The sequence below is a fragment of the Vibrio sp. A1-1 genome, assembly GCF_021728175.1.
GTDB lineage: Bacteria > Pseudomonadota > Gammaproteobacteria > Enterobacterales > Vibrionaceae > Vibrio > Vibrio diabolicus.
The window spans coordinates 93,861-110,455 of the sequence record NZ_JAKKCL010000004.1 but is presented as its reverse complement, the minus strand read 5'-3'; the positions used below and the strand labels follow the sequence as shown (position 1 = coordinate 110,455).

The window sequence follows — 16,595 nt, the reverse complement described above, 5'->3', positions numbered from 1 at the left end:
TGAACTAATCAAGGCAACTTGATGACTATGGCAAGATCAACTTAAGAAAGTGTGTTGGAAGGAGCAAAGTTACACGATTGGAGGACTTGGATAGAAAAGTATTGATCTGATGACTCAAATACTACTTCATCAGACCAATATTACTTGTCTCTTAATCTCTTACAAAAGCTGGTTTTGTTATTTTCACCAGAAAAGGTTGAAGCAAAAGATTAAACAACATTCCAATAATAAACAGGGTGATCACAATACTCGCACCACTTGGTAAGTCGTAGCGAGCCGATGCGGCAATACCCGATAAAATCCCAACAATACCGATGCTGATACTGGCGACAAAGAATCGAGTTCCCTTCAATGCTGCCGCACATAAAGCTGGAATCACCAACAAAGCAAATTCTAAATAAATGCCGGTTAACTTGACCGTAATGGGCATCAGGATAGCAAAGATAAGATAAAAACCACTACCGCGCATAAACGCAGGTTTTAACCAAACCAATAGCAACATCGCAGCGGTAATGAGTGCCAAAGGCCAAACGTCTGCCCAAGTCGCCCATAACAGTTGCCCATTAAGAATGCCTTGAATAAAGTCTCCGCCGTGTGGGTCTTTGCTCACCAGCAGGATCGCCAGCGATGCAGACACCACAAACAAGCTGCCAATCATGGGCTCTAAATCTTGCTGGTATCGTTTCTCCATTAAGGCAATCAAACCGCAAAGCATCAAAGACATAACCCAAGGGCCAATCATTTCACCAAAGAATGAGCCTGAGAACAGCGCGTATTGGCTCAACCAGTAGTGGCTTAGTGCTGCCCCCAATGCCGCGACTTGCGCCACCGCCAAATCTATAAAGATGATCTGACGATTAAGAACTTGTTGCCCCAGAACGATGTTGCCAACTAACGCAATTAAGCCACACAAAACCGCAGGTAAAAGCCATGCATAATCTGCCATGACTTAGATCTTCACTGGAACGGGTGGCACTAACACATCCAGTAAATCATCAATGACCTGATCGTACATCTCATCCAAGCTTTCACCCTCAGAAACGGTCAATGGCAGTTGAATCACAGGTTTGTCAGTATGCTCCTGCAACCATTTCGCTGGACGCTGATCCTGATGAGAGGAGTAAACAATCGCATCAAAACTGTCGGCATCTAACTTGGTAAGTGATTGCAGATGCGACGTCGTTGGCGATATCCCCGGTTTCGGTTCAAGATCCGCGACTTGAACCATACCTAACCAATCAAATAGGTATCGGTAGGTGGAGTGATATCCAACGACCCGTTTCCCCTGTAATGGTTGAGCTTTTTGTTCCCATTCATTGAGCTTTTTTTGCCACTGCGCGCGAAACTTCATACCATTCACTTGGTAACTTTGCGCGTTGTCGGGATCAATCGCTTTTAAGCGCTCAGTTACTTTACGAGATAATGGAATCATGTCATTTGCCGCAAATTGAACATGTGGGTTTCCGTGCGCATGAATGTCCCCCATGCTGCGGTCAACATGCTCATGAGAGTCCAACATACGCACGAAATCGGTCGCATAAATCATGCTTTGAGCACCATTTTGAACGGCACTATTGCCACTTCGATTTTGAAGCATCGGCAACCAACCTACCTCCAACTCAGCGCCAGAGCACATCGCCATGTCAGCTTGGCGCATCTTGGCAATTAAAGACGGACGAGCTTGAACATAATGCGGATCTTGCTTAGCCGTGGTTGCTGAGTAAATGGTGGCGTTTGGGGCATGGCTTTCAAGAAAAGCTTTCCATTCAGGCTCACAAACGAAAATGTTGAGAGCCAAAGCAGGCGAAGAGATGATGGCAGCTCCCGCCGCCATCATCACTAAACTGCATTTACTTATCGCAAGTTTAGAACGCATGTGCACCGTGCGCTCCAAATGTCATCACGTATTGCAGAGTAAACACGTTGTCTGTTTCGCTGTCTTGGTTATCAATGCGAGTGTATTGCGCACGGATCGTACCGAAATGAGAAGAATCCCATGCGATCATCACATCCATCTCTTTATCATTCAGTGCTGTGAAATGCATATGATCGCCGTGTGCGTGGCCATCATAGCTTTCTGCTTCGCCGTAGCGTAGGCCTGCAGACCAACTTGGGTTAAAGCGGTAAACGCCCGAAACATAGTATGCGCTTAGGTTGTCTGGTGACTCTGCATCGTTCTTGTATTTGCTGTCTACTACACCGTCTAACAACATGTATTCCGCAGATAGCGTGAAGTTGCTGTACTTGTAGTTACCATCTGGTGCCCACTTCCACACAAAATCTGCGCCGTATAGGTTCGCACCCATTACAGCCGCAGCGTGGCTGTGGTCATGTTCTTCTTCGTGACCATGGTCGTGATCTTCGAATTCTTTAACTTTGCCATTTTCGTTACGCAGGTAACTTAAACCAAACTGCCAACTTGAAGATTCAGAGAAATCATTACCAAGCTTCATCGTTGTCGTGTAAACACCAACTTTAGAGCCATCTTCAACAGAAGACATCTTGTTGCCGCTTAATGCTTCTACACCAAACTTCACGTAAAGATCGGTTGGCAGAACGATGTTTGCGCGTACACCGTCATCATAGTAATGCGAACCAAGGAAAGTACGGTAAGCAATTGGGCGTTCAACGAAACTGTCAGTGTGCATGTGTTGATTGTTGAGGTAACCGAAGTCAGATAGGAATCGGCCTGCGCGCACGTTTACACCGTAAGGCAATGCCAAAGTTTCGATGAATGCTTCTTCAAGCTCTAATTCTGTCTCATCGCCATGACTTTCAAGAACAGCGGTCAACGCACCGTGAAACTTGTCGTCAATATTTGATGATAAGTTCAATTCCGTATGGCCTAGGCCAAAGCCTTCTTCGCGCTCAGAATTATGACGTTGACCATCTTGGTAGTAGCCATCAACAACAACACCAATCTGTGGATTCGATAATGTATCGGCAAAAACAGGGGACGCAAAAATGCTACCGATCGCGAGAGAAACCAATTTCTTATTCACTACTTCTTTCCTTTTGTTATGTTATAACATTTAATTTTTCGATGTTATAATATAACAATTATCATTACACAAGCAGAAATTTAACTCGGTTCCGACTGCTAGTTCGTATTCAATCCCTGATTTCGACTATCAACAAGTGAATCAATTGATGTTTTTTATACGTATACTATTGAGAGTCAATCATTAGATAAGTAACGGAATTTCAGTATGTTGAATATGGATTTCTCGAAAAGAATCGTGATAGAAACAGGTGAACAGGAGTGGATCGCCAGCCCTTCCAAAGGCGTGTGGCGTAAACCTTTGGAAAGAGAAGCCAAAGAATCAGGGCACACCACCAGCGTAGTGAAGTATGAGCCAAACTCGCACTTTTCGACTCATCCTCATCCTCACGGAGAAGAAATATTAGTGCTCGAAGGAGTGTTCTCTGACGAACATGGTGACTACCCTGCTGGAACCTACTTGCGTAACCCTCCTGGAAGTCAACATGCGCCCTATAGCAAAGAAGGCTGTGTGATTTTAGTTAAACTAAATCAATTCAAGTCTGATGATCTTGAAACAGTTCGCATCAACACGAACGAAGCGAATTGGTTACCTGGCATTGGTGGGCTGAAAGTCATGCCATTGCATGATTTTGAGCATGAACATGTCGCATTGGTTAAATGGTCGAAAGACGAGAAGTTTCAACCACACCGTCACTTTGGTGGTGAAGAAATTTTTGTGTTATCGGGAGAGTTTAAAGACGAGCTAGGAACCTATCCTCCCTACTCTTGGATACGCAGTCCACATATGAGTGAGCACTTTCCTTTTGTAGAGCAAGAAACGATCATTTGGGTAAAAACAGGCCACCTGCCACTCCAAGCTCCTGCTCAGCAATCCTAATGTTGGAATACTTGGCATCGTCCCTCGAAACTAAAATCGGCTCGTAGATTACGAGCCGATGATCATTGCGTCGCTAAGAGCCCATAATTCTCGAGTGGAGCCAATCTTTGAGCTCAGCTCGATTATGTTTTAACACGTTCATTTCGTGATCATCAATCGGGCTTCCTTGCAGTTCTAGTACGCGGATTTCCTTATCTAAAGCATTGTAGTTTTTAACGGTTTCAGCAAATGATGCATCGTTTTCGGCAAGCTGAGTAATGGTATCCAAATGTTCTGGGAATTCATGAGTTAATGAGTGATTTTCACCTAACATAGAGACCTCTTGGCTAGAGTTATTGATGTATATCTCCGCTCATTTTTTGAGCGACACATTCTTAACCATAGCACTTCATTGAGCACAATATCGTCGATTTGAGCACACTTTTACTGAACTTCTTAATGATGGTTCGTCGCTGTTTTCGGTCCGGTAACTCCGCTCGTTGTTATTCTGTACTTTGTCAATAATCGGCTACATTTAATACACTTCTCATAAAAAGGTACATCTAATGAACAGCATGAAAATTGGCCTAATCAGTGCATCAATAGCCGTTGCACTTATTGGCTGTAATTCAGACAGTGACTCTGTCAGTACAATGACTCCTGTTACTTTGTCCGTATCAGATGCCCCTATTGATGACGTATCAGAACTGGTGATCACATATAACAAAGTTGCATTTCTTCCTCTGGATGGTGGCACACCACAAGTATTCGATGTGTATAAAACAGACGAAGAAGGCAATTTGGTCGACGAAGATGGTAACCCCCTTCCCGAAGGTGAAGATCCACTCCCACTAAGTGTTAACTTACTCAACTTCCAAGGCAGTGACGCGCAGGAATTGGTGGATGATGAACTGATACCAACTGGTAATTATAAACTCTGCGTGTTTGCTAATGATGGCGATCATCCAAACTACCCATCGTATGTGATTGACGAAGCGACAGGAAATCAAATCCCACTAACCGTCAAAGGTGATGGGGCTTGCCCACAAGGTGTCGGAAAGGATCCTGATTCTGGGGTACTGTTCTTTAACAACACCTTTGCAGTCAACCCTGACAGTAATGAGTTCGTAGTTGAATTTGATCTGCGCCGTGGCTTAAAAGACGGAACAGGCCAAAATGAAGGCTACAGCATTCAACGCACCTCCGTCACTTTAATTAACACGGTTACAACGGGGGAGATTCAGGGTGATGTCGCAACATTGACCTATCAAAGCTGCGAAACGGATACCCCAAGTGCAAACGGATATGCGCACGCGGTCTACTTATATCAAGGAAATATCGCTGAAGAAAACATGGGGCCATTTGCCGGCGCAGAAGGCCAAGCAATGCCAATCGCAGCAGCGAACGTGGTTCAAGATGTTGATGATGCAAATTACGAGTACGAATTCGGTTTTGTAGAACCTGGTACTTACTCGGTCGGTTATACCTGTACGGCAAATGACGATTCTGAAGAAGGTATTGTCGCTGGCGAAACTTTCAGCATTTATCAATCAACTAGCGGACTTAACGTATCCGTTGGTACTAATACAGACGCAAACTTTTAAGATCCCCTAGAAATGGCAGAGTCAGCACAAGCTCTGCCTTTTCTTCATGGCGTTCTTGGTCAGCTCTTTGCTCACCACAAATCGACTCACACGATAATACGTTCGTTTTCATCCTTAGAAGAAGCTAATGGGTAGATAGAAATCCAGCTCAAACGCCTCATCATGGCTGAGAAAGTGATTTTTATGATAATGGACATAAGCGGGCGTAGAACGCTGTTTAAAGCCAGAGTTAGGCAACCACTTCTCTAATACCATACTCAGTTGAGGAAGAAGCTCACCATATACTCCCGTTAAGCGAAAGACGGCATGTAAACCGCCTGGGATGGTCATTTGATTCACGACGCCACGCACTTTGAGCGGCGTATCAATCTCCATACAAGCCACATAGCGACACTTGTCGAGTTCTACCCAAGCAGGGTTGGAGTGATGCAAGCCGTATTGAACCGAAAAGTCCCGATTCTCAGAACTTGCCCACGCTTTCAAAATCAGCCACGCATTGCGAATGGAACGGTTATAGCCCTCATGTCGAACATACGCCGCAAAGCGTTGTGGAACCTCCATAATTTTAGGTTCTGGCAACTCGCGTTTAGCAACACGATGATAACCCGCAGCCACTTCCGGATCCTTCAAATACGGTTTTTCTGCGACTTGTAAATCATGCTTTCGCCACGCACCAGGTGACATAGCGAACGTCGCTTTAAACGCTCGGCTAAAAGAAGATACCGAGCTAAAACCGCACTTGTTAGCAATGTCTAACACCGACGAGCTGGTATCAAACATCAGTTGATTGGCGGCGTATTCCATTCTTGTGCGGCGGATATATTGATGGACAGACTCCCCTACCACATCTTTAAAAATACGATGGAAGTGTTGCTCAGAATAGGCTGCTACATCTGCTAGCTCTTTAGCTGATAAATCTCTGCTAATGTCCTGATGAATGTAAAACAGCACGTCATTGATTCTGGAAACTTGTTGATGGCTCACGGAGTAAACTTTTGCTTAAATAGCATAAATGGACACGTTTAACAGCATAAATGGACACACCAAGCTTGGCAATTTACCTATACTATTTCTGACATAAAAAAGACAATTACGAGAAGCACAGCACATGGAAATCGCACAGTCATTACAACAAACTAAGTCATCCTACATTCGAGAGATCCTCGCAGCAGCGAGCGATAAGAACGTCATTTCTCTTGCGGGTGGCTTACCGGACGAAAAAACCTTCCCGATCGACTTAATGAAACCGACGCTCGAAAACCTCGCGAACATGCCAGAGGTGTTTCAATACGGCGCAACAGCAGGCTACGCACCGCTACTTAACTTTTTGACCGATTATTATCAGCTACCAGAATCTCATTTGGCGATGATCACAACGGGTTCTCAGCAAGGGCTAGATTTGATTGCGCGTGCGTACGTGAATCCGGGCGATAAAGTGGTGATGGAAGCACCAAGCTACCTTGGTGCTATGCAAGTATTCGGTTTAGTGCAAGCCAACATCGTGACCGTTTCGCAAACCGAGTGCGGCCCAAACCTTGAAGAACTCGAGCAATGCTTTGCCACGCAGCAACCAAAAATGTTCTACGCCGTGCCCGATTTTCACAACCCAACGGGCGTATGCTGGGCGCTAGAGACTCGCCAAAAAGTTGCCGAGCTTTGTATCCAATACGACGTTGCATTCATTGAAGACGCACCATACCGCGAGCTGCGTTTTTCTGGTGAAGCACTGCCGCTGGTTTCGGAGTTCTGCCCGCAGCACTCCATCGTATTGCGTTCATTCTCCAAAATCGCCTCACCAGGCTTGCGTATTGGTGTGGTAACGGGCAAACGCAGTTACCTTGAGCCACTCATCAAAATCAAACAAGGTGCCGATCTGCACTCTAGTATTCCAATGCAAGCTTTGCTGCATGGTCTACTGCAACATGACAACTTCGAAACGCACATTTCAACCATCTGTGCGCTTTACAAATCGCGTTACGATGTCATGTTTACTGAGCTGCAAAAACAGCTGCCGGAAAGTTGCGTACTCAAACCTGTCGATGGTGGTATGTTTGTCTGGGTAGAAATTCCAGAATGTGACACCTTCGAACTTGCGAAGACTCTTCTCGCAAACTGGGTTGCTGTGGTGCCTAGCCCGGTATTTTATCCGGAAGGTTCAAAGGTAAAAGCCGCTCTGCGTCTTAACTTTACCAATGCCACACCAGAAGAACTGACGACTGCTGTCACTCGACTTGCGGATGTACTCAACGCTTTGTAATTAAGCGCATGCGTTAGAATTTGCCTTTGAGATTCGAAAAAGTCTCAAAGGCAGCATCAAAAAAGTTCCCCAAAAAATTTTATATTTTTCTCTCAAATCAACTCTCTACAGTAAGTGCCTGTTTTCTCTTGATCCTCTCACTCATATAAAAATGAGAACCTAATCACGTATTTGATGGTTAGAAAAGTTACGTCTATCTTTCAAACAAAAGACATCAACTTCGCAGCATTAATGTTCTCAATTTCAGACACTTTACTCAGTCGTGGCTTAGCGATTGAGTAAACGACTAGAAAGCATCTGCGGGCATACCCACTACGAAGGATTGACCAGAACCATTCTGAATGTCGCGAGCCAGTCTTTTGATTGGCAATTACGTCAGTGAATCGCACCAAATGACAGAGGGGTTATCAGGATGAACACTCGAACCACGACAGGACTCGTCACCACTGGCTGGTCCGTTATCTTTTCACTTTTTACCGCATTCGCCGCGTATGCGAATACGTCTCCAAACTGTAGTGATGTTTTAGCGGGCAACACAACTGCCGTATCGCAAAAAATGATGGTTTTACTGGGCGAAGACATCACTAAATCCAACCGCATCACCACAGTGATTCCAGCCGAAAACAATCCATTTGTGACCGAAGCACTGGTCTCGGTTTCCAACGATGTGTCACCCAATGGACGTTTGCCACAAAAGACATTGGAAGAGATCAGAAAAGTACGCTCAGATTTAGAAAAAGCCGCACAGGAAGTGAGTCGATTACAAGGTACTTTTGAAGTCGCATTTGTTAGCTTGATTGATGGTTACTGCCAGTTCTCGAACCACGAACTTACTCAGCATGCCAAAATCGACTTTGACCATTTGGAAGGTCTCACGTTGTATTCAATCCCCGCTTTGTTAGCAATGGTAGATCAATCTTACGCCATGGCAGAAAATAGAATTGCTAGCGAGCAGGAACAGTTAAGCAACATCGAGAAAGAACAACAGAGACAGAAACAGCAAGCCAGTGCTGCCGCAGCAGCACGTTACCAAGACGGTAACGTGTTGGTGAAAGTCGAGAATTTTGATGGCTCTAATGTGACGTTTTCCGTCACTAACGTCGGTTCACAAGGTTCATTACAGCCAAACTTCAACACGTTTAATGCCTATCGCACCGAAAGCGGAGAGCTAGTGTATAAATCGGAGTCTTTGTTGAACTTAGCAGATACTGCGGGTAATACGCTTGAAACCATGGGAATCGCAGAGCTCTCATCACGAGGGGGAAACAACTTGTCAATCTCTCCGGGTGAAACCCGAAAATTCGTTACTAGCATTGCTTCAGAAGTCGCGCCACATACGCAGTTAAGCTTAGAGTTCCCAGCCAAAGTATTAAATACCGAACAAGACTTCACGCTGTCGTTTTCTGACACGACGGCCGTGGCTACAGCGAACGTAAATTAACGGAAAAGCGCTCATCACAACGCGCACAGACGTAAACTTGTTGTTTGGCAGCAAGCTCAAAGACAGGCACATTTCGCCTGTCTTTGCTTTCGGAAAAGTAAAATTATGGCTGTTTGCACTTATAAGCATTAGCAAACATGGTAACCGATGTGGAGAAGTCCAACGGCTCATATAAATACAATGTATCTGCGCCTAAATCTGCCGCTTTGATGCGCATTTGGTTTAACGTACCCCAGACCATGTCTTTATCTGCGTGCAGCCAATAATCATAAAAGTGCCCTTCCGAGCCAATTACCGTTCCCATTAGCTCGCAGTTTTCAATCGCATTCACGTTATCCCAAAGCACTTGGACTTGCTCAGATTCTTGGGTCGGGAACGTCACACATCCCGTCAATGATGCCGCTAACGCAAGACACATCACTCGCTTTTTCATAGTCATATCGCCTAAAAATTATTTAGATGGCGGATTTTATGAATTGCTTATGTGATGACCAACAAAATATTTCTATCGCCCCTTTAAATAGAAATAATGGAAGCGAAGAAAACTCTAAAGGCAGCGTATACCGCTAGTAATCACATGGCATCTAAGATAAAACAGTAGCGATAATATACGGATGAGGGATAGAGTTTGGTTTCTAAAAATAAGCTAATTCGCTATACGGCTACGGAAGTCGCTGATGCATTTGAAAAAGAAGATGAGCTCATTAAACAAGTTCAGTCCAACCAACTCTCGCAAGTGCTATTACTTTGGCAAGTAAAAAGCCCGACGCTCGTGCTTCCCGCAGGTAAAAAGTGGCCTATTTCTAACGAGTTAGAACATGCGTTAAATGCGTCTGGCTGGAAACTCTTTTCCCGTAAAACTGGTGGTGCCCCCGTCCCTCAAGTACCGGGTATTATTAATCTATCCCACATCTATCACTGGCCAGACGGTGAGCCTTACGACATCAAGAAAGCGTATCTCGATTTGTGTGCGATTTTGACAGTTTTCTTTGAGCAACTGGGCGTGAAAGTAGATGTCCATGCTACGCCTTATTCGTACTGTGACGGCGAGTACAACCTCAATATTGGTGGTCAAAAAGTTGTGGGAACCGCGCAGCGCGTTTTATTGAAAAAAGGCGGTGGACAAGTGGTGTTATCACAAGCATGCATTCTGATTGATGCCGACGTTGAAAAGATTGTCGCACCGGTAAAATTGTGTAATCAACTGTGCGGTCACAACGATGATATTCGTGGTGATGTCCACACACCGCTCTTCAATCATATATCCGACCGCCCCTCGATAGATTCACTCTTTCAGCAACTGACTAGCGCGTTTTTAATGCATGCTAAAGGCCACTAAAGGCGCGTTAACAACCAAAATAAAAGGAGCTTTTCGCTCCTTTCCTACTCAATCAACCAACGTTAAAAGCGAACTTCCACTTCGACCCCTTCAATCCATCGACTTTTTTCCAACGGCTCATCAAAGCTCAGTGTGACTTTTAAATAGGCTGGCTGCCCTTCAAATGGGCTTTGAAGTTCTGAAGGCAATTTGTTCACAACCTCAACTGGCTTCGATACCGTCGCTCTAAACTTTCGACCATCAGGAAATACTACTTTTGCTTTGGTTTCCATATTACTGTATTCGAGGTATTTAGGATTTAGAAAAGCCGTAATTTCAGGTGTCACGTTGCGAGCAATCGTGAGCAATGGCGTATTTTCCGATACATTTTGCCCCTCATGCACATGAATATCGAGTACACGGCCGTCCATAGGAGAACGGAAGGTGAGATCTTCTTGTTGAGCACGCTTTACTACCAGCTCACGCATTAAAGAACGATACTCTTGTGTCACTGGACCAGCCAACTCTAACTCTTCCAAGTTACGCATCGCATCCACATAAGCAATTTTCTGACTGCTTAACTGATTACTCAGTGAGTTATTCACACTCACAATAGCCGCGTAATCCACCTCAGACACTTGCCCTTTCTTTCTGTAAAGGTCGTATTTTTTCTGAATATCACGAACCTTCTTCAAGCCTTCGGCTGAGCTTTCAATAGCACTTTTGTATAGCTCATCAGTACTTTGCACCTGATTTTTAGACAGTTTCACCAGCTCATCTTTAATGAAATCAATCTCTTTGTTCAACGCATTATCTTTTAACAACAGCAGCGCTTGATCCTGAGTCACTTCCGTACCGACATTCACAGGCACTGGCCCAACAATGGCAGAGCGAGTTGCCGTCACCGTAAGTGGATGTGACGTGATAATGGCAGGCGCCGTCACTAACACTTGCGTTCTAAACAAGTAATAAGCCATAAACAAAAGCGGACTGATTACAATCGCTAAAATCAAGTACCAACGGAGACGATAACCGCCACGCTTTGCCTGTCCGTAGACGACTTTCATCCCGTTCTCAGACTGCGGTTTGTTTTTCTTATCTAAGTGAAAGTTAACTTTCATACTAAAACTTTTTACCTCGCTTCAATACCCACCAAGGTGCCACACTCGACTCTTCATGACTTCTCCTCACAACCTCATTAACCATTGAGAAAGCGGTAATCAAACGCATGAAAAACTGGTAGACAGGGTAAAGAAATAACCATTTCGCTGACTTCAAATCCTCTTTTTTTCTCTCTGATACAAGCCCAATGTAGACAACAAAAATCAGAGCAGATAAAAAGAGGTAGACAAAATAGAGCATTAGCATCAACGCCAATACAAATTTAAGTGGATAGACAATCACCATGTACACGCTAAATATCACCACAAGCAGCGGCAATAAAACGTTTTGAATCACGCCATAAGCCAAAGTGAATAAGAAGTTTCCCCAACCAAGTAACCGTGGAGACAACCCTTCATTGTGTTTACGCAAAAACAAAAACAATAAATCGCCATCCCAACGCAACCGCTGCAATACCAAACCTTTCAACGTATCTGGTACATCAGTATGGCCGATGGAGTGCGTCGAAAAGGCCAATTTATTATCAGGGTAACGACGTTTGTATTGCTTCAAGCGCATGGTTAAGTCGAGATCTTCTGCAGTATGCGTATCCCAGCCCCCCACTTGCTTAAGCAGGTTCTTCCGAAACGCTCCGAATGCGCCAGAAATGTTATTGAGAACACCCCATGTCGCCATCCCCGTTTTACCGGCTTGCATCGACAGCATGTACTCCAAGGATTGCATTTTGGTCAACAAGTTGGCGTTATGGTTACGAACTCTTAACGCACCACCGCTCGCAATCACATTTTTATCCGCAAACTGTTTCATCATGGTGAAGACCATGTCGTTATCGAATGACGTATCTCCATCCACGTTAATGACGATTTCACCACTAGCCATTGATAAGCCGGCATTCAGTGTTGAAACCCGACCTCCTCGTTGCCATTTTGGCAACACGCGCACTTTACGATTACGAACGCCTGCATGCCTTTTCTCACCATTTAACGCGGCTTGATAGGTATCTTGGTTTTGTACCGCCCCATCAACCACAGCAAGTACTTCAATATGACCTGGGTAAACTTGCTCAACTAACGTATCGATAGTGATCCCAATCGCATCACCTTCACCATAACAAGTAATAACGAAACTCACTGAAGGGAACTGTTTTAATTCTGGATCTTCTTGCGCATATGACCAACGAAATATCCCTGTTAGCACCAGCAAATATAGAGGTAGCTCGATAATGATCATGACGGGAAACAGCAATAGCCATAACTCTTCGTTGTGAAGTAGCATACCTCGAAGATAGTCGAGCAGAACGAGACTATCTTGCAGCATAAATCTCACCCATCAGCGATTCCATCCAAACAGAAACACCGTCTTCGATGATCGGATCGGGCAGGTCCCAAGCAAAGACATCCAACTCAAACTCTTCGTCTTCAACAAGCTCACCCAGATCCGATAATTTTTGCTGTAAAATGGACAGGCTCGCGTTGGTCGTATTTGGCATTAGGACAAGCAACACATCCTGTTTGTACTGACAACAGATATCGGTATCTCTAAACAAGCCGCTAAGACGACGCGTCAGTTGATCCATCAATGAGAACAATTTTGCATCGCCATATTGCTTACCGTATTCATCGATCGTCGGTAAATGCAGTCCAAGTAGAAGGTGCTGTTCTTTGTGTCTCAGCGCGACTTTATTTAACCATGCAAGCAAATTTTGGAAAAAGCTGACTTCCACTTTGCCTTTGATCGAGAGTTCAGGAGCTTGAATGGACTTACCGTGTTGGAAAATGTATTCACCCACTTCACCAAGTCGATATTGGTAAATTTTCCGGACAACAAGCTCTTCGACTTTGATCTTTGAGTCACAACTTAAACATTGACTGATCGTCGTAGCTTCAACAAATAAACTGGAGCAACTATTACAAACGTGGTTTTCAAGCGGGCGATCATAATCAACGCCGATATGGCGCAGCTGGGTCAAACATTTGGGGCACTCGAGCTTTCCACGGCGCTGAAAGCTGTGTTGTTCACCAACATGGCCACAAGTGAAGCAGTGCAAAGAGCTTTGAGAGTCGATATCGATGCTGCTGCAATCCGGGCACACCTCTACATAATTCAAGTGCCCGCTATTACATTGAGAACAAACACGAATTCTGTCGATCAGTACTTCCGCTTCTAATACTCCGCGACCTTGCTCTGAGAGCACGTATCGATAAGTCGAATAAATATCAGGAAAGAACATGTCGATGATTGGGTACGAATAAACCGACATAGACTCTAAGCTTTTTAAAGCAGTCACTCTTCGCTGACGATTGACCCCAAGCCAACCAATCAAAGGGTCTAACACTTCCGGTTCATCAATGGCATCGAGCTTATTTTGAATAGATCGCCAAATTTTTATTGATTCTCTAGCTTCAAAGACACCGTCGGTAACGCATCGAGAATAAGGGGTTTCCACAGTGACATAAACCGCCCAAGACCAACGCCCTTTCTCCTGATAAAACGCTTTCAGCGCGGTATCTATTTGGTGTGGATCTTGATAAGCAATACACACCATGCCACCGAGTCCCGTTGCCACCTCATCAATATGATTAACCAAAACCATATCTTCAGCTAACTCACTGACAGGCTGTTCACCAACCCAGTAGAAATTGTTATTTATTGACGACATTTTATTAGTTCTCACAACCACAAAATTAATTCATAACATCAGAAATATAGAACTTGCAGTAACAAAGCACTCTAGGTAGACAAGCCTTGCCACCGTTAAATACAACAATAGAACAAATATTTAGAGAGCTTTAACTCAGGCAGTAAAAGCAGAAAGATCTCTGAATAAAGTGTGAAGGAGGCCGTGAGTAGAGAAATCGAATAGCAAAGCGCATAGTACAACCTTTTGTTAGCAAGCTGGGATAATAGTGCGATTTGATGCAGAATGAGATCCTTGCATTCATATCAAGCTCATTGTTTTATATCAATCGATTCCTTTCTGCTCAGCATTTAACCATACCGACACGTATCAAATCTGAGACTTGGTAATACTTTACTAACTAATTTCCATTAAAATTGAGTGGCAAAACACTGAATAACATTCAATCATTCTGATTATTTATCAAACAAGAATTTTTAAGCCGTTTGAGTGATTAATAATCACCATTTGTCTCGCTGTTTTTTCCGAAAGAACACGTAACACATTCAAACTACAGAATGAATCTACGTCACTTTTCTATGCTCTTTTTTGTTCAAAAAAGAAATGAGATCCAGTTCAAATATTTATCCATAACAGAATTAGTTGAAGCCAGCGCGTAAAAGCCTCAGAATGTCGCACTTTTCGTACCGATTTGTTTTCGGCGCGTTGTTATCTAACTCTACAATTGAGAATCATACATATGGGTTTTACCTCTTTAGGTCTATCTGCTCCAATCCTTAAAGCTATTCAAGAAAAAGGCTACGACACCCCTTCGCCAATTCAGGCAAAAGCAATTCCTGCTATTTTGGAAGGGAAAGACGTAATGGCAGCAGCGCAGACTGGTACAGGTAAAACTGCAGGCTTTACGCTACCGATTCTTGAGCGTTTATCGAACGGCCCTCGCGTTCGTGCTAATCAAGTTCGTGCACTTATCCTAACGCCAACACGTGAGCTTGCGGCTCAGGTGCAAGAAAACGTGTTTATGTACAGCCGTCACCTTCCACTAAGCAGTGCAGTTGTTTTTGGTGGTGTGAAGATCAACCCGCAAATGCAGCGTCTTCGCAAAGGTGCGGATGTGTTGGTCGCGACACCAGGCCGCCTGATGGATTTGTACAACCAAAATGCAGTGAAGTTCGACCAACTGGAAGTGCTAGTACTGGACGAAGCAGACCGCATGCTGGATATGGGCTTTATCCGTGACATTCGTAAGATCCTAGCTCTGCTACCAAAACAGCGTCAGAACCTACTTTTCTCTGCAACTTTCTCGGATGAAATCCGCGACCTTGCGAAAGGCTTGGTGAACAATCCGGTTGAGATTTCAGTGAACCCGGCGAACTCGACAGCGAGAACGGTTGAGCAAAGCATCTACCCAGCAGACGTGAAGAAGAAAGCACCGATGTTGGTTAAATTGATCAAAGACGGCGATTGGAAGCAAGTGCTGGTGTTTACGAAAACGAAACACGGCGCAAACCGTCTGGCGAAGTTCCTTATCGAACAAAACCTACCGGCTGCTGCCATCCACGGCAACAAGAGCCAAGGCGCGCGTACCAAAGCACTGGCGGATTTTAAATCGGGTGAAATTCGTGTGTTGGTCGCGACGGACATTGCTGCGCGCGGTATCGATATTCCTCAATTGCCGCAAGTGGTGAACTTTGAACTACCTAAAGTGGCAGAAGACTACGTTCACCGTATTGGTCGAACTGGCCGCGCGGGCGAAGTAGGTAAAGCGATTTCACTGGTGTGTGCGCTAGAAGCATCTGAGTTGTTTGCGATTGAACGTTTGATTCAAGAAGTACTACCACGTAAAGAGTTGGAAGGTTTTGCGCCAACCAATGTGGTGCCAGAATCTAAACTGGATACTCGCCCAATCAAACCGAAAAAACCTAAGAAGCCGAAAAAACCAAAAGCGCCAAATGCTGCAAGTGAAAACGCCCCAGCAGCCGAAAAGAAAGCAGGCAATGGTGCAAACAAACCTAAACGTCGCTTCAACGGTGGTAACAACGGCAACAAAAACAGCACCAACCAAGGCGGTGCGGGCAAGCCTAAAGGCAACCGTGAAGGCCAAGGTCGTGCAAACAGTAAACCAGATGACCGTAAACCTAACGGCAACAAGCCAAATGGCAATAAACCGAGTGGAAATAAACCAAACGGTAATAAGAGTGGCAACGCTGGTAAACCGTCAGGAAACCGCAAGCCAAACAATGCTAAGCCTGCAGGAAACAAACCGTCAGGTCAGCGCCGTAAGCCTCGTCCGCAAGCTGCAAACTAACCTGTAAACGGCCCCGATAGCAAATACAACAAAGCCGCTGATAATCT

At 44.7% G+C, this 16,595-nt stretch carries 15 protein-coding genes; 6 read left to right on the top strand and 9 right to left on the bottom strand.

Annotated features, from left to right (window positions below):
- Positions 1 to 151: 151 nt before the first annotated feature.
- Genes L3V30_RS08900 through L3V30_RS08890 form a run of 3 tightly spaced genes read right to left on the bottom strand, consistent with a single transcriptional unit; the run spans position 152 to position 3,002 of the window.
- Positions 152 to 946 carry a metal ABC transporter permease gene (locus tag L3V30_RS08900; protein WP_237308750.1) on the bottom strand — a complete coding sequence of 265 codons (795 nt, stop codon included), beginning with the start codon at positions 944 to 946 and terminating at the stop codon, positions 152 to 154.
- Positions 947 to 949: 3 nt separating this feature from the next.
- Complete coding sequence (locus tag L3V30_RS08895) at positions 950 to 1,876, bottom strand: zinc ABC transporter substrate-binding protein (protein WP_237308749.1); 927 nt, start codon at positions 1,874 to 1,876, stop codon at positions 950 to 952.
- Entirely contained in the window at positions 1,866 to 3,002 is a 1,137-nt protein-coding gene (locus tag L3V30_RS08890; protein WP_237308748.1) for a hypothetical protein, read from the bottom strand. The genes L3V30_RS08895 and L3V30_RS08890 overlap by 11 nt, the downstream gene beginning before the upstream one ends.
- 207 nt (positions 3,003 to 3,209) lie before the next feature.
- Between L3V30_RS08890 and L3V30_RS08885 the strand changes: the two genes are divergently transcribed.
- A complete protein-coding gene (locus L3V30_RS08885; protein WP_237308747.1) occupies positions 3,210 to 3,881 on the top strand; it encodes a cupin domain-containing protein in 672 nt (223 codons plus the stop codon).
- Between the two features lie 73 nt (positions 3,882 to 3,954).
- On the opposite strand, the gene L3V30_RS08880 is transcribed toward L3V30_RS08885, so the two are convergent.
- Complete coding sequence (locus L3V30_RS08880) at positions 3,955 to 4,194, bottom strand: YdcH family protein (protein WP_005392770.1); 240 nt, start codon at positions 4,192 to 4,194, stop codon at positions 3,955 to 3,957.
- A gap of 232 nt (positions 4,195 to 4,426) precedes the next feature.
- On the opposite strand from L3V30_RS08880, the gene L3V30_RS08875 reads away from it, so the two are divergent.
- Positions 4,427 to 5,464: a DUF4382 domain-containing protein gene (locus L3V30_RS08875; protein ID WP_225460909.1), complete on the top strand. Its 1,038-nt coding sequence runs from the start codon at positions 4,427 to 4,429 to the stop codon at positions 5,462 to 5,464.
- A 114-nt stretch (positions 5,465 to 5,578) separates the two neighbouring features.
- Here L3V30_RS08875 and L3V30_RS08870 read toward each other — a convergent pair whose 3' ends face one another.
- Positions 5,579 to 6,448 carry a helix-turn-helix domain-containing protein gene (locus L3V30_RS08870; RefSeq protein ID WP_237308746.1) on the bottom strand — a complete coding sequence of 290 codons (870 nt, stop codon included), beginning with the start codon at positions 6,446 to 6,448 and terminating at the stop codon, positions 5,579 to 5,581.
- A 124-nt stretch (positions 6,449 to 6,572) separates the two neighbouring features.
- Between L3V30_RS08870 and L3V30_RS08865 the strand changes: the two genes are divergently transcribed.
- Together L3V30_RS08865 and L3V30_RS08860 are read left to right on the top strand one after the other, a co-directional pair.
- Positions 6,573 to 7,721 carry a PLP-dependent aminotransferase family protein gene (locus L3V30_RS08865; RefSeq protein WP_005392764.1) on the top strand — a complete coding sequence of 383 codons (1,149 nt, stop codon included), beginning with the start codon at positions 6,573 to 6,575 and terminating at the stop codon, positions 7,719 to 7,721.
- 412 nt (positions 7,722 to 8,133) lie between these two features.
- Complete coding sequence (locus L3V30_RS08860; RefSeq protein ID WP_145534506.1) at positions 8,134 to 9,162, top strand: hypothetical protein; 1,029 nt, start codon at positions 8,134 to 8,136, stop codon at positions 9,160 to 9,162.
- A 103-nt stretch (positions 9,163 to 9,265) separates the two neighbouring features.
- On the opposite strand, the gene L3V30_RS08855 is transcribed toward L3V30_RS08860, so the two are convergent.
- Complete coding sequence (locus L3V30_RS08855; RefSeq protein WP_005392758.1) at positions 9,266 to 9,595, bottom strand: DUF4156 domain-containing protein; 330 nt, start codon at positions 9,593 to 9,595, stop codon at positions 9,266 to 9,268.
- Between the two features lie 195 nt (positions 9,596 to 9,790).
- On the opposite strand from L3V30_RS08855, the gene L3V30_RS08850 reads away from it, so the two are divergent.
- Positions 9,791 to 10,501: a lipoate--protein ligase gene (locus tag L3V30_RS08850; protein WP_104970509.1), complete on the top strand. Its 711-nt coding sequence runs from the start codon at positions 9,791 to 9,793 to the stop codon at positions 10,499 to 10,501.
- A gap of 62 nt (positions 10,502 to 10,563) precedes the next feature.
- Here the strand turns inward: L3V30_RS08850 and L3V30_RS08845 are convergent, their stop codons facing one another.
- From L3V30_RS08845 to L3V30_RS08835, 3 genes are read right to left on the bottom strand one after another with little or no spacing between them, the layout of a single operon-like run.
- Positions 10,564 to 11,601: an HlyD family efflux transporter periplasmic adaptor subunit gene (locus L3V30_RS08845; protein ID WP_006741410.1), complete on the bottom strand. Its 1,038-nt coding sequence runs from the start codon at positions 11,599 to 11,601 to the stop codon at positions 10,564 to 10,566.
- Between the two features lies 1 nt (position 11,602).
- The gene (locus tag L3V30_RS08840; RefSeq protein WP_237308745.1) at positions 11,603 to 12,919 is read right to left on the bottom strand and encodes a glycosyltransferase; all 1,317 of its coding nucleotides are present in this window, start codon (positions 12,917 to 12,919) and stop codon (positions 11,603 to 11,605) included.
- Entirely contained in the window at positions 12,906 to 14,261 is a 1,356-nt protein-coding gene (locus tag L3V30_RS08835; RefSeq protein ID WP_237308744.1) for a diguanylate cyclase, read from the bottom strand. Before L3V30_RS08835 ends, L3V30_RS08840 begins: the two co-directional genes overlap by 14 nt.
- A 718-nt stretch (positions 14,262 to 14,979) precedes the next feature.
- Between L3V30_RS08835 and L3V30_RS08830 the strand changes: the two genes are divergently transcribed.
- On the top strand, positions 14,980 to 16,548 hold the full coding sequence (locus L3V30_RS08830) for a DEAD/DEAH box helicase (RefSeq protein WP_237308743.1): 1,569 nt from the start codon (positions 14,980 to 14,982) through the stop codon (positions 16,546 to 16,548).
- Positions 16,549 to 16,595: the final 47 nt, after the last annotated feature.